The sequence below is a fragment of the Shewanella sp. CG12_big_fil_rev_8_21_14_0_65_47_15 genome, assembly GCF_002783505.1.
GTDB lineage: Bacteria > Pseudomonadota > Gammaproteobacteria > Enterobacterales > Shewanellaceae > Shewanella.
This window is the reverse complement of sequence record NZ_PFGL01000010.1, coordinates 18,437-31,779: the sequence shown is the minus strand read 5'-3', so window position 1 is coordinate 31,779 and position 13,343 is coordinate 18,437. Positions and strand designations below refer to the sequence as shown.

The 13,343-nt window shown below is 48.0% G+C and carries 10 protein-coding genes and 1 pseudogene; 4 read left to right on the top strand and 7 right to left on the bottom strand.

The genetic code is table 11. The annotated features are described in order from the left end of the window. Window positions 1-457: 457 nt before the first annotated feature. Window positions 458-1,327 carry a hypothetical protein gene (locus COW15_RS02765; RefSeq protein WP_293629692.1) on the top strand — a complete coding sequence of 290 codons (870 nt, stop codon included), beginning with the start codon at window positions 458-460 and terminating at the stop codon, window positions 1,325-1,327. A 602-nt stretch (window positions 1,328-1,929) separates the two neighbouring features. On the opposite strand, the pseudogene COW15_RS02760 reads toward COW15_RS02765, so the two are convergent. The 4 genes and pseudogenes from COW15_RS02760 to COW15_RS02745 all read right to left on the bottom strand — a co-directional run. Continuing rightward, window positions 1,930-2,250 (bottom strand): annotated as a pseudogene (locus tag COW15_RS02760) (transposase); the annotation flags it as partial. Between the two features lie 109 nt (window positions 2,251-2,359). After that, a complete protein-coding gene (locus COW15_RS02755; RefSeq protein ID WP_293629690.1) occupies window positions 2,360-2,911 on the bottom strand; it encodes a response regulator in 552 nt (183 codons plus the stop codon). Continuing rightward, window positions 2,908-4,197, bottom strand: a complete 1,290-nt coding sequence (locus tag COW15_RS02750) for a HAMP domain-containing sensor histidine kinase (RefSeq protein ID WP_293629689.1) — start codon at window positions 4,195-4,197, stop codon at window positions 2,908-2,910. Before COW15_RS02750 ends, COW15_RS02755 begins: the two co-directional genes overlap by 4 nt. Window positions 4,198-4,205: 8 nt before the next feature. Beyond that, window positions 4,206-5,135, bottom strand: a complete 930-nt coding sequence (locus tag COW15_RS02745) for an SDR family oxidoreductase (RefSeq protein ID WP_293629688.1) — start codon at window positions 5,133-5,135, stop codon at window positions 4,206-4,208. Between the two features lie 164 nt (window positions 5,136-5,299). Between COW15_RS02745 and COW15_RS02740 the strand changes: the two genes are divergently transcribed. Beyond that, entirely contained in the window at window positions 5,300-7,162 is a 1,863-nt protein-coding gene (locus COW15_RS02740; RefSeq protein WP_293629695.1) for an alkaline phosphatase D family protein, read from the top strand. On the opposite strand, the gene COW15_RS02735 is transcribed toward COW15_RS02740, so the two are convergent. The 3 genes from COW15_RS02735 to COW15_RS02725 all read right to left on the bottom strand — a co-directional run bounded on the left by COW15_RS02735 (window position 7,149) and on the right by COW15_RS02725 (window position 9,897). Continuing rightward, the gene (locus COW15_RS02735; protein WP_293629686.1) at window positions 7,149-8,069 is read right to left on the bottom strand and encodes a pseudouridine synthase; all 921 of its coding nucleotides are present in this window, start codon (window positions 8,067-8,069) and stop codon (window positions 7,149-7,151) included. The genes COW15_RS02740 and COW15_RS02735 overlap by 14 nt on opposite strands. A 52-nt stretch (window positions 8,070-8,121) precedes the next feature. After that, a complete protein-coding gene (locus tag COW15_RS02730) occupies window positions 8,122-8,697 on the bottom strand; it encodes an LON peptidase substrate-binding domain-containing protein (RefSeq protein ID WP_007651163.1) in 576 nt (191 codons plus the stop codon). Window positions 8,698-8,841: 144 nt separating this feature from the next. Then, complete coding sequence (locus COW15_RS02725; protein WP_293629684.1) at window positions 8,842-9,897, bottom strand: alpha/beta hydrolase; 1,056 nt, start codon at window positions 9,895-9,897, stop codon at window positions 8,842-8,844. Between the two features lie 310 nt (window positions 9,898-10,207). Between COW15_RS02725 and COW15_RS02720 the strand changes: the two genes are divergently transcribed. Together COW15_RS02720 and COW15_RS02715 are read left to right on the top strand one after the other, a co-directional pair. Continuing rightward, window positions 10,208-12,601 carry a TonB-dependent receptor gene (locus COW15_RS02720; RefSeq protein WP_293629683.1) on the top strand — a complete coding sequence of 798 codons (2,394 nt, stop codon included), beginning with the start codon at window positions 10,208-10,210 and terminating at the stop codon, window positions 12,599-12,601. 149 nt (window positions 12,602-12,750) lie between these two features. Beyond that, window positions 12,751-13,212, top strand: a complete 462-nt coding sequence (locus tag COW15_RS02715; RefSeq protein WP_293629681.1) for a YhcH/YjgK/YiaL family protein — start codon at window positions 12,751-12,753, stop codon at window positions 13,210-13,212. Window positions 13,213-13,343 lie beyond the last annotated feature (131 nt).

The window sequence follows — 13,343 nt, the reverse complement described above, 5'->3', positions numbered from 1 at the left end:
CACCCCACACCCGACCAAGGAGGACTGCTCGTCCTATCCTCCTTGGATGCTCCAAGACGCCCCTAACGGAGTTGAAAGCCCCTTGGGCATTTTGCGTTCTAATGCTATCGCGTCAGACGCTCGTCCCTGATTCGACTGACGCTATCTCGGCATCCATGCCTCGCTCACGCAACGAACGTAAATGCCCTGCGGCAACTCCGAGGGGAGGTGAACTTCTGTCTCTTCTGTGTTGGCTGTTATCTCAAAAGAATTGTCTTATCCAATCTTCCAATCAATAGACAAAACGATCACAAATCATGCGCATGTATACTTTATAACCTGAATGGTTTTTGCTATCGTCTAAATCAATTTAAATCAGTTGGTTGTATGTTATTTCCCTAAATATTCAACATTGGGGTTATACGTATGCAAACTATAAAAACAACGATGGCGTTAAATCCAGTTAGGGAGCAAGTGGATGAGTTATGACCTATTTATGAAACCCCAAAATGGGGATTTTTCGAAAGAGCAATTTGATTCATATTTTCATGGTCGTAAAAATTACACCTTAGAAGACTCACAAGCTTGGTATCAAAATGAAGTCACAGGAGTATATTTTGTTTTTGAATACCAAGAGCAAGATGATGATAATGAATATTTCCCAATTGTATTTAATATGAACTTTTTTAGGCCAACGTTCTTTGTCAAAGAAGCCGAGCCTGAGGTGAGGGAATTTATATCAACATTTAATTTGACAGTAGATGATCCTCAAACCCACAGAATGGGCTCTGGAGATTTTAACTCGGAAGAATTTTCGAGCGGTTGGCTTTATGGTAATGAATTTGGATATCAATCAATTCTTGAAGATCATCCAGATGTCTTCAGTTTGCCTACAGAACAGCTGGAAGCTGTCTGGTCTTGGAATATTCATAAGGAAACTCTTCAAGAAGAAGTTGAAGATGATGTTTTTGTGCCATCAATTATGTTACTAAATTATAAAGGCAAAGCCGTTACTGCTTGTGTCTGGCCTGATGCTATTCCGTCATTAATCCCTCCCGTAGATATAGTTTTGATCGGTAGAAACGAACTAGCACCAAAACGATGGTTCAAAAAAGTTGAGGATATGGCTATAGGTACTTGGAGTGAAATTAAACCTCTTCTAGAGCGACATAAAAACAAGATGCATGGTCAAGCTTACTATCTTTTCTACCAATCAGTGCCAAAGGAAATTGAAAAGTATGTTCAAAGCCTAAAATCTTTCGACTTGCGCTCCTTAGAAAAGTTATCAATAGACCAGGTATTAAATAGAGAGTTGGTTCAAAAATATGTTGTTCAACAAGGCAATTAAATTTTCCCAAATATGTGACAAGCTGACTCTTTTGAAATTAAAAGTTAATACCTAAGCGACAGAAGTTCACCTTTCCCTGCGAAGTTGCTGAAGGGCATTGAAGAAAATCGCGTGAGCGAGGCATGGATGCCGAGTTAGCTTTCGGGGTACAGGATGTACCATCGGAAGCGTTAGCGATTTTCGAATAAGCACGAAGCCACTAACCAATGCATGTAACTTCGCTAGGGACGCCGGGGGATTTCCAAAAGGGGAACAGGCGTTTTTCCCCTTTTGGTCGGGTGTGGGGTGAAGCCCCACGACTTTGACTTTGCTTTTAAATAACTTCATCCGATTCGGTATTCAAATCAGTTAATCAATCCCAAATCACAGTGATAAATAAATAATCAGGCCACCCAAGATAAAACAAAGACATAATGCACTTTCGGTTAGCATTCAAGTAACGAAAAGTCACTTAGCAGCTAAAAAGCGAGCTAGGGCTCCGAAGGATAATAACTAACTCAATTAACCTATTTGACTGAAAAATGAAAATTTTTAGTAAAAAAGCCCAACCTATTGTCTTGTTGGCGGTCTTGAAAGGAACGGTCAATGAAACAGGCTTGAAATCAGCCAGCATTGAGGTGCTGACAGCAAAAAGCGAAGTGTCGTCGTCGCTTTTCTAAGTGTTCGCAGTAATCGGTCAGTTCTTGCAGCGTGCCCACTGGGCCATGAAATAGCTTGCCAAACTCGGTGGTGAGCTTAAGCCAATTGTCATGGGATATATTTAATCTAGTCAGTAAGTTGATGCTATTTTCAGTGATGGCACCACGCTTGTCGTTGCGGATGATTCGACCTGTATCCTCTACCAATTCGAGGTAATCCAATAATGAAAACGCAATACCATTGGGTTGGTTATCACATTCATTACCGATAAAAGGCAATAGATTCTCAATCACTTGCAAGCTTTTGGCTAAATCGGTTTCTGGGCTTCGATAATGCACTTCAATGCCATCATTCTCACGCATCCCACGACTCCTTCCTTGAGTGCATTCTCATTTACTTTAGCGGCCCAGTTTCGCTCACGGGTTTCTTTAATAACTTACGCTGCAAGGTGCGGCGGTGCATACCAAGTTGGCGGGCAGTGGCCGACACATTGCCCTGATTGGCATTGAGCACTTGCTGAATATGCTCCCACTCTAACCGCTTAGGGTTAAGTGGTGAGTCGTCGACTTCATCTTCTTGAAGTGTATGGGAATGACTATCTATATCCAATGCTGCAAGCAGAGTTTGGGTGTCCACCGGCTTAGCCAAATAGTTATCGGCGCCGAGGCGAATAGCTTCTACCGCGGTGGCGATACTGGCGTAACCTGTGAGCAAGACCATAGTCACCTTGGGCAGCAGATTACGCAGTGGCACAATAAGCCCTAGCCCATTCGCCTCGGCAAGTTTCATATCCAGCAGAATATGGCTTGGGCGAAATTCCCGCGCCACCAGCAGGGCATCACTGGCATCGTGGATTAAACGACATTCAAAGCCGTGGCGACTCAGCCTTCGTGCCAAAATATTTGCCAGTGCTTGGTCATCTTCGATAATCAGTAGCCGTTTCATACGCTTGCCTCGTCACTCGTCTGGCTCTGCGGCCCTAACACTGAAAAACGGATCTGTGCCACTGTGCCTCCTTGGGGATGATTAGCCAAGATAAGCTCTGCGCCCAGTCGGTTTAAACTCGCATGACTGAGCAACAGGGCTATGCCTAGGCCCTTGGGACTCTCGATTAATAAAGTGCCCAGTTGCGGCAATAAAGCGGGGGCGATACCGGTGCCATAATCGCGGATCTGCAGATAGATTTGATCTTCGCTTGGTGCTATATCCACACTGATATCCACCTGCGCCGTCCCTAGGGTTTCGGTGCTCGCGCGGGCAGCATTTTCAATCAACGCCATGATCGCTGGGGTTAGGCTCATATCGGTTAAAATGCTGCGCTCGGCGAGTTTTTCGGCAGTGCAGGTCATCAACCACTGGATCTCAGTTTGTGGCATCAACAGCAGCGTTTTCTGTTTAAGTCCGTCCATCAGCTCGTCGAATAACAATGGACGCTGGCGACGGTCGCGAATCGATTCAGTGGCTAAACGCAATTCGGCAAGCGTATGCTCGCAGCGCCCTAGGGCGGTTTCCATCTCTTCCACTAACGCAGAAGCATCACCACTTTCCTCTTTCATTTCATCGAGTAATAACCTTAAGGTGGATAGCGGCGTGGCCAGTTGATGCGCCATCTGCGCCGAGGCGGTGCCCAATGCCAGCAGCTGTTCCTGACGCAATTGCCCCTCTCGCATAAAAGCCAATTGCGCATCCTGCCGGCGCATGCGTTTAGTGATCAGCGCCACACTGGTTGTCATCACTAATGCCGAAATCACAAAGTTAAACCACATGCCCAAATAATGGGAACTCATGTCCATGCCATGGTGCTGCATCGGCGATTCGGGCACGGTAAAGATCATCAGACTGTAGGCTAAGGTTGAAATAGCCGTCAGTGCCCAAGGTGCCCAGATAGGTAAAGTCACTGCCGCAAGCGCGATGGGCAGTAATAATAACGAGATAAACGCATTGGTGGCACCGCCGGAAAAGTGCAACCAAGATATCCAAAATAGTGTGTCTAAGCTGAGGGCGATAAACAGACCACTTTCTTTGGCAAACAATGGTTTACGCAATGCCAGTGTGAGCGATAGGAATAGGCTCTCCAGCACAAGCACATGGACTAATGGCTCCATTTGCAGGCTAAGGCCAAAGGTGTCGGCGGCGAAGGTAGTTAAGCCTATTTGCAGCAATAGCCCTAAGGTCCGTAGCAATGCCACTTGGTCGGCGGCCTGTAGACTCGTACCTAATATCTTAGTCATAGCCATTCCTACAGTGTCAGACCGAGTGCGGCAAGTGCACCGCTCGATTGCGTTAATGCTTGGTGCGCGCCAGTGGCAAAATGAATGTCAGAGCGAATACCGAGCGCAGCTAAACGCCCACAACTTAAAGTACAGTCCCTCGGTCTTTTGGCGCTATCCGTCGGCGTCGGTTCAGGCGTTAAGTGCGCCGTGCTAAGTTGTAAAATCTCCCCTAAGGTCAGCAGCATTTGATACTTAGTCATAGTCTCTGCGGCGCTAAAGTGATAAATCCCCTGCAATGTCGATCCTTGAAGATGCAATGGTTGAAGATGCAGGGCAATCAGCTTATCTATCGCATTGGCAATATCGGCGGTTGAGGTTGGGCTGCGCACCGCCCAATCGTCGATCCCCTGCGTGCGCTGATCCATAAGCTGCTGGATCAGCACTAACACCGCAGATTCACTCAGTTTTTCGACCTGGCCGTAAAGGATTGGCAAGCGGAGCACGGCAAAATCGGGGCTAGTGTTTAACACTATTTCTTCGCCCTTACGCTTTGACTCACCGTAAAAATTAACCGGATGAGTGGCTGCATCTTCGGCATATTTTGGTTGCGTGCCATCAAAAACATAGTCGGTGGAAATATAAATAAGCCACGCATGATTGGCTTTGGCGGCCTGCGCTAAGGCTTGGCTAGCGGATAAATTCAGCGCCAAGGCCGCCTGCGGGTTTTGTTCCGACACATCGGGACGGCGCTCAGCGGCGCAGTGCACTATCACTTGCGGTTGCTCGCGGGCGATAAATGCGGCGACATCCAAAGGGGCTGTAAGATCGAGCCTATGCACTCGCTCACTTGCACGGCTAAAACCTGTGGCGACCACTTCATGTCCCGTTAATTCAAGCTGTTTTGCAACAGTTCTGCCGAGTAGCCCTGTCGCGCCTGTTACCATGATCTTCGCCATATGCCTTCACCATTCACGCTGAAATTTGGCTTATTATTCTAAAAGCTTTTCATATTCAACGCACTTGTTTACTCTTGTTTGCCGAAGTTAATCCCATAAAAGTTAATCCCATATAAGAAAGGCTGAATTTGAGTTCAACACTTCCCTTAATATTGGCGGGGCCAATGCTGCGCCACTGCGATGCCTCACACTTTACCCTGTGGTTCGTCAGCCGCGAGCCCTTGACTGAGCTTAAATTACACTTAGGCGAGCAAGAATATCCGTTGCAGGATGTCGATTTGCATTATGTGCCACTCGGACAGCACGCCCACCAATACCTTATTACCCTGTCGCGCCCAGAGTTGCTCACGCCCAATAGCGTCACGCGCTATCGAGTGTTCGCCAGCCAGTATGGGAATATTTTTGCCCACCTAAGCGAGCTGAACTATGGTCAGGCTGATACCCCAAACCTGTGTTTCACGCCCCAATTAACCCATATTTACCATGGCTCTTGCCGTAATCCCCATCACCATAGTGACGATGCCTTAGTCGCCGCCGATACCCGATTATCACAGATAATCGACAGCAACTTAGATGATAGCAATGTAAACGAGCGCCCAGCCCTGATGATGCTCAGTGGCGATCAGGTCTATGTGGATGATGTTGCCGGCCCCATGCTATGCGCTATCGGCCAAGTGATAACACTACTCGGTCTTAACCATGAGTTATTTGAAGGGGCGAACATCCAAGGCAGCCAAGATATTCGCTACCAACCGATGGAACTATATCAGCGGCATAAAAACCTACTGCCCCATACCCAATATCCTGCCAAAACAGCACTCTGGCGTTGGTATCGCAATCATCCGATTTTTACGTCATCCATCGCCGAAAATCACTTAATCAGCCTGAGTGAAATCATCGCCCTGTATCTACTCACTTGGTCACCCGAGCTATGGGATTTAGTCGAACTACCCAAGGATATCGAGGGTTTAACACCCGCCAATAGCGCACGCTGGCGCAATGAATGGCAGCACTTGCTCGCCTTTAAAGCGGGGCTGAAACAAGTCAGGCGTTTTATGGCGCACATTCCGGTTTACATGATGTTTGACGACCATGACATCACGGACGATTGGAACCTCACGGCCAAATGGGAGCAAGCCGCATACGAGCATGCATTTTCGAAGCGTATTGTTGGCAATGCTTTGATCGGCTATGTTTTATTTCAAGGGCTTGGCAATGCACCGGATAAGTTTTCTAAAGAGGTAAGGCCCCTATTGGATGCTTTTTTTAAGCAGCCGCAGGCCAAACTACAGGATGAACTTATCAACCAACTGCTGCAATTTGAGCAGTGGCATTACACCTTAGAAACCTTCCCAAAACTCGTCGTGCTCGATATCCGCACCCGCCGTTGGCGCAGTGAATCCAATTTGGCTAAACCCTCGGGGCTAATGGATTGGGAAGCCCTAATGGACTTGCAACAGGAGCTACTCGGCCAGTCTAAGGTCATTATTGTTTCGCCTGCCCCCATGTTTGGGGTCAAATTGATTGAAGCGGTGCAGCGCACGGCCACGTTGATGGGGGCGTCCCTCCTAGTGGACGCCGAAAACTGGATGGCCCACCCCGGCGGCGCCAATGCCCTACTGAGTATTTTTATGCACCGCAAAACCCCGGAGGAATTTGTGATCCTCTCCGGTGATGTGCACTATTCCTTTGCCTACGACATCAGCATTCGTTTTAGGCGCAGCAGTCCTAACATCTATCAAATCACCTGCAGCGGGATTAAAAACCAGTTCCCTGAAAAGTTGCTGCCGCTTTTCGATAAGCTCAACGGTTGGTTTTATGGCCATTTTTCACCGTTAAACCTACTGACTAAGCGAAAACGCTTGTTGATCCGGGGGAGACGCCCCAATGGCGAGCCGAGCAAACGTCTAATCAATCGAAGTGGTATCGGCATCTTGACCTTGGCAGACAATGGTGCGCCGACAAAAGTCGCGGTTTTACATGGAGATATGAGTGAAACCCTATTCGAGCCACCTAAACAAGAGTAAATCCTTCACATTGAATATCGTGGTGAATCCCGCTCGCAGGGTCGATAAACCGCAAACGCTGCGCCATCAATTTTAATGGCTGAGTAAAATCATCGGGCCCTTTTGGCAATAACGAAGGATAAAATCGGTCGTTTAATAATGGCATACCGAGGCTGAGCATATGCACGCGCAACTGGTGGGTTTTACCCGTAATGGGGCTTAGGTGGAATAAGCCGACATCCCCCTCGATTGCCACCAGACTGATCTCAGAGTGGGTATTCGCTTCCCCTTCAACCACTTGCATAATAAAGCTCGGTTCACTCGGCTGCATACGGTTTTTCACCGTCCAATGCAGTGGCAATGATAAACCGCCCTTTCGATATCGCTCGATAATATCGGGGGTCAGTTTGGCCATCGCTTGATAGTCTTTACGGATAGCATCATCGACAAAGAGTTGATGGTATAGGTGCCGGGTTTGTGGCCGCGTGGTCATCAGGATCACTCCTGCGGTCTCACGATCTAACCTGTGGGCTGGCGCGATTGTTGTGATACCGGTGCGCAATCTTAATCTGTGCACTAGGCACTCATTGACATAATTACCGCTTGGGGTCACAGGGAGAAAATGCGGCTTATAGGCCAAGATGACATTTTCATCCTGAAAGAGGATCTGCTCTTCGAAGGGGACCTGGGTTTCCACAGGCACTTCACGGTAATAATAGACCCGCGCCGTAGGCCGATATGCCGTGTCTAAGCCAATGACACTGCCATCCTGCCAATGCACTTTGCCATCGAGGATCCGTTGCCGCCATACCTCTTCACCCATACGGGCAAAATGGCTCGCGAGAAAGGCAAACACGGTTAATTTATCGGTAGTTTCCCGAGGGAGGACCACATAGGAAGGCTGGGCTGCGCGGGCGGTTTGAGTCATATAGAAAAATAGCGGCCAAATATAGCCGCTATTCTAGCCCCTATGCGGTTTTTCAGTCCACATGGGACTTGATAAGTTGCAGCACAAAATCCATGGTTTTATGGCAGTCGGGTTGATTCACGAGTAAGAGTTTATCCTTGTTATACATAGGTAACACTTCTAGCCAGCGCTGACTTACCCAAGCCGCATCCTCTAAATGCACTTGGGAGTAGAGTTCGAGTAAATCCGGGTTCACCTCATAGAATTGCTCCAGTGCGGCGCTGATCAATTCAAACTCACCTTCGATGGGCTCTTCCTGCCAGTTACGACAAGGTAAAGTGCGCGACATCCAGAGTTTATCCTTAGCCTGTGCCGCCGAAAGTATGCTGACCCGCTGCCGCCCTTCGAGCACTATGCTGAGTGAGTCATCTTCAAGCTGGTTAAAATCGATAATATCGCATTGGGTGGCGGTGGGATAACAGGGAGGGCTGCCCCGCGGCCTCATTGCCGCAAAGGCCAAATCGTATCTACCTTTTAACACATCCGCGACCATTCGTAGATGCCCAGGTTCGACCACGCGGACTTCAATCCTTCCCTGTGGCAGTAACAAGGCATCGCGCATAATTAACGCCATTTCTCGTGTTTGCATAGCAACCTCCTGCCCTCAAATAGAAGGAAACGGCCATCCGCTCGCTCGTATTCCCTATTAACTTAGAGTGTAGCAGGAGAAATTATTTCCTTCCTAAAGCCGCTGAGTACAAAAAAGAATTTTGTGTACTGTCCGCTCGCAGGCCTAAAAATGCTCTAGCCTTTCCATCAAATTCCCCTTAGCGAACACCTCGGCAAACTCCTCGGCTAGGCGCTCACTCAAGTCGACTGAGGTTCGCCAATATTTGATGCGCTGCGCCGTATCCAGTTGTTTAAAATCTTCGCGGTCGGGGATTTTGCCAAAGGGTAGCGATGCGACAAACTCCGCCGTTGGCGCCAGCACTAAGGCATTGTGATAATTGGCGTGAGCACGACGCCAAGTTAACGACTTATCAAACCATCCAGGGCTCATATGGGGATAAAAATGCGGATACAGCGTCAATCCCGTGGCATGGGATAAGGGCAAATCGAAGTGATAGTCGGTAATACCGCCATCGTAGTATTGCCCAGCGGCCACACCATCAATCTGAGATACAGGCGCAAGCACCAGTGGAATCGACCCCGTTGCCAACATCACGGCATCCATATTGGTCTCGGTGAGCTGCGCTTGCTGACTAGGTGAATCCTTAAGTTGTTGAAAGGGTGATGAAGCTAGTTGCTGGCTAAACACCACGCGCTCAAAATGCCAGCCTAAGGTTTTGCGGCTGAATAAATTAGTTGCCGCCGCAATAGCCAGCCCTGTCGCCAATGGCAGTCTATGGCTAAAACAATTTATGTGCTTAGCGCGGCATGCAATTAAGTGACTGTGAATATAAGCATGGTTGACTATCTCACGCCCACCCGTTTCGCCAAGAATGCCTCGAACTATCCCCTTCACCTGCTCACTCACCTCCTGCGGCGTCGGTACGGTTTCATAGCGCTGATCAATATAATAATCCTCTAAACGCGCGTAGGCTTTTAGTGGAGCTTGCTGAGCCAAACAGGCTAAACGCCAGGCGCCGGAGGATGCCCCAAAGGTGTATAGCGGCGTTTGTCTGTCTTTAAAAAATTCAGCAAAAAGATACTTATCAAGCCCTGCAATACCCAGCCATTTAGGGCCACCGGATGCGGCCAATAATTGTGTAAATGCATTGGAATGAAGACCTTGTTCTCTGATGACGTTAAAGGCCGTAGGGCCAGCAAGAAAGCGTAATGCGGGCAAAGCTAAACTCCTTAAAACTGCCTCAAACCTGAAGGTTTAATACCATTAAAACACAGCAGCCGATAGCGATAAACGATCAGCATGCACAATGGATCTTGATGATTTTATTCACATAGCCAGCCGTTCCTTGAATGGCGATATATTCGACTAGTTTTGGGTCATTATCTAGAACAGTCGGCTCTGAGTTAGTTCTTTTCTGTCTATATGTAACAATTGTTACAGTGATAACCTTCGGCTTATCGAATTGTTACTTGAGTTGGATCAATGTTTTAGTTCCAGCCTAAAGGTTACTCCACCATTAAGAGGTTTTATGCGTCCAGCCGTTATCGCATTAGCAGTATCTTCAACTTTGGTTTTTCCCGCCGTTCAAGCAGAAGAGCAAATTAGCCGCTTTGAGAAAATTGAAATCATTGGCTCGCGGATCGCCCTTCGCACCGCCACCGACAGTGTTGCGCCCGTCGATATTATTACCGCGGAACAACTTGAATCCACCGGCATGACTGAAACCGCTAAAGCACTGCAATTTGCTGCGCCAAGTTATAGCTTTCCCTTCTCGTCGGTGACCGATGGCTCCGATGCCGTGCGCCCCGCCAGTTTACGCGGCCTGTCGCCCGACCACACCTTAGTGCTAGTAAACGGCAAACGTCGTCACGGTTCGGCACTAGTGCATTTAAGCGGCACTGTAGGTAAAGGTTCGTCTAACGTCGACTTAAACGCTATCCCTATGACATCGATCAAACGTATTGAAATCCTGCGTGATGGTGCCTCGGCACAATACGGCTCGGATGCGATTGCCGGCGTGATCAACGTGGTATTAAAAGATAGTGACCAAGGCGGCAGTGTTTCCGCCCAAGCGGGCCAAACCTATCTTGGCGACGGCGAACAATGGCGTGTGGGTGTAAACCACGGCATAAGTTTAAGTGACGATGGCTTTGTGAATGTCTCACTAGAAGCCCACCATAAAGACAGCACTAACCGCGCCGGATTAGATGAACGCAAACAATACAATGATTTACCCGATGGCTCAGCCGATCCCCGCGAAGCGACATTCAACCGTAAGAGCCACCAAGTCGGTGATGCCAAATATGACAACTTAGGTCTATTCATCAACGCAGCCCAGCCCATCACAAAAGATGGCAAACTCTATGCGTTTGGTGGCATCAGCCAACGTGAGACTAAGTCAGGCGCCTTTTACCGCCGCGCACTCGACGCCCGTAACTTAACTGAAATCTATCCAGATGGTTTCTTGCCGCAAATCAATCCCCAAATTATCGATGCGTCCTTAGTGCTGGGGTATGAATTCAGCCTAGACGAGTGGAATATCGATACTTCGGCTGGCCATGGCGAAAACTCGTTTAACTACAATATCGTTAATACCTTAAACGCCTCTTTAGGCCCAGATAGCCCAACCGAGTTTGATGCGGGCACACTCACGACCCGTGAAACCAATCTTAATCTCGATGCCTCGCGCTACTTTGCCTTTGCCAATGACTCTGAAATCCTGTTTGCGACGGGTGTGTCCTGGCGCCAAAACGGCTATCAAATTGAAGCGGGTGAAACAGGTTCATACATCAATGGCGGTTACGACAACCGCGCTGCGGGTAGCCAAGGTTTCACCGGTTTTACCCCTGAGTCGCAAGTGGATGAAACCCGTGATAACACCGGCGTTTATATGGAACTCGAAAACCAGTTAACCAATGAGTTTTACTGGGCGGCGGCGCTGCGTTACGAAAACTATTCCGACTTTGGTGGCAACACCAGTTGGAAGTTAGCGGGCCGTTACGACTTCACCGATAACTTGGCCCTGCGCGGTACCATCAACACTGGCTTTAGAGCGCCGAGCGTACAACAACTGTACTTCAGCAATATCTCGACGCTGTTTAATCCCGATCCTGTGACGGGTCAGCTGGTGCCTATTGAATCGGGCACTTTTAACACCCTATCGCCAGTGACCAAAGCACTGGGTATTAATGAGTTAGATCCCGAACTATCTCAATCATTTAGCTTAGGCTTGGTGTACACCAATGACACGGGCTTAGCACTGACATTAGATGCCTATCAAATCTCCATCGATGATCGCATTATTCTGTCGAGTTCAGTGACGCCTAATGATTCGCCCGCCGTAGCGGCAGCGCTGGCGGGCACCAATGCAGAATCGGCGCGCTTCTTTATCAACGCTGTCGATACCCGCACCCGTGGCGTTGACCTTGTGGTGAGCCAAGATTTTGATATCGGCTCTTGGGGTGATTTACGGGCGAACTTAGCCTATGCCTACAATAAGACTGAAATCCAAGATATTCATTTCCCACAAATTTTGGATGGGTTAGGCAAAAAGCTATTCGATAGCATAGAACAAATTCGCATGACCTCGGCGACGCCACATAACACAGGTAACGTGGGCTTGACCCATGAGCTTGGCGACTTTAAGACTAATATTCGCCTCAGCTACTTTGGCGATTACACTGTGGGTTACTCAACGGGTGATGTGAATTACAGCGATCAATGGGTGATGGATCTGTCGGTGAGATACGCAGCAACCGATGCGCTAAGTTTCACCGCTGGGGTACAAAACCTGTTTGATGTGTATCCCGAAAAACGCCCTGAGGATAATAACTTCGGAGGCATTTTCGTCTACCCATTAACCAACACCCCGTTTGGTTTTAATGGTGGCTACTACTTCTTAGAAGCTAAATACACTTACTAAGCGAGTCTTAGCGAACAAAGTGACTCTTGATATAGAAACAGGCCATACAGCGGCCTGTTTTTTTATGTCTAATGCTTATGTCCTAACGACGACTATCTGATTATAATCTTTACAATTCACTCATTTACTTCCGCCATATCGAGTACCCTATGATCGTCGATACCTTAGCAAACCGCCATATTTATCAATCCCTAAGCCCACGCCTTGCCACAGCATTAGAACATCTTGCCACCACAGACTTTAGTCAACTGCCCGTGGGCAATTACCCCCTCGATGGCGACAATATTTTTGTGATAGTCAACGACTACCACACTAAGCATAGATCGACAGAACCCTTTGAAGTACATCAAAAATATATCGATGTGCAATATGTGGTAAGCGGTGAAGAAGAATTTGGTTATTTGCCACTAGCGGGCCAAACACCCTCAAAGCCCTATTTTGAGAAACACGATTACGCCGAGTTTGATTACGAGGCAAACAAGGCCAATGCCTCTTATGTGCAACTCAAAGCGGGTATGTTTGCGCTATTTTTCCCCGGTGATATGCATATGCCTGGGACGGGCGATATCGCCACAGCAGTGCGTAAAGTCGTGATAAAAGTCAAAATTTAAACCTTAAACAATATTTGCCGAACCTAAACTCAGCATTTTTAGCGTAATAGCGACTTAAGGGCGCAGTGATATACGCTTTGGCTATTTCCGATCCGAGCCAAATATTGTTAAAATTGTCATAAATTTAATGG

Coding starts and splice junctions, on each gene's coding strand:
- COW15_RS02765 (WP_293629692.1), top strand. CDS start 458: ATGAGTTATGACCTATTTATGAAACCCCAAAATGGGGATTTTTCGAAA.
- COW15_RS02755 (WP_293629690.1), bottom strand. CDS start 2,911: ATGAAACGGCTACTGATTATCGAAGATGACCAAGCACTGGCAAATATT.
- COW15_RS02750 (WP_293629689.1), bottom strand. CDS start 4,197: ATGACTAAGATATTAGGTACGAGTCTACAGGCCGCCGACCAAGTGGCA.
- COW15_RS02745 (WP_293629688.1), bottom strand. CDS start 5,135: ATGGCGAAGATCATGGTAACAGGCGCGACAGGGCTACTCGGCAGAACT.
- COW15_RS02740 (WP_293629695.1), top strand. CDS start 5,300: ATGCTGCGCCACTGCGATGCCTCACACTTTACCCTGTGGTTCGTCAGC.
- COW15_RS02735 (WP_293629686.1), bottom strand. CDS start 8,069: ATGACTCAAACCGCCCGCGCAGCCCAGCCTTCCTATGTGGTCCTCCCT.
- COW15_RS02730 (WP_007651163.1), bottom strand. CDS start 8,697: ATGCAAACACGAGAAATGGCGTTAATTATGCGCGATGCCTTGTTACTG.
- COW15_RS02720 (WP_293629683.1), top strand. CDS start 10,208: ATGCGTCCAGCCGTTATCGCATTAGCAGTATCTTCAACTTTGGTTTTT.
- COW15_RS02715 (WP_293629681.1), top strand. CDS start 12,751: ATGATCGTCGATACCTTAGCAAACCGCCATATTTATCAATCCCTAAGC.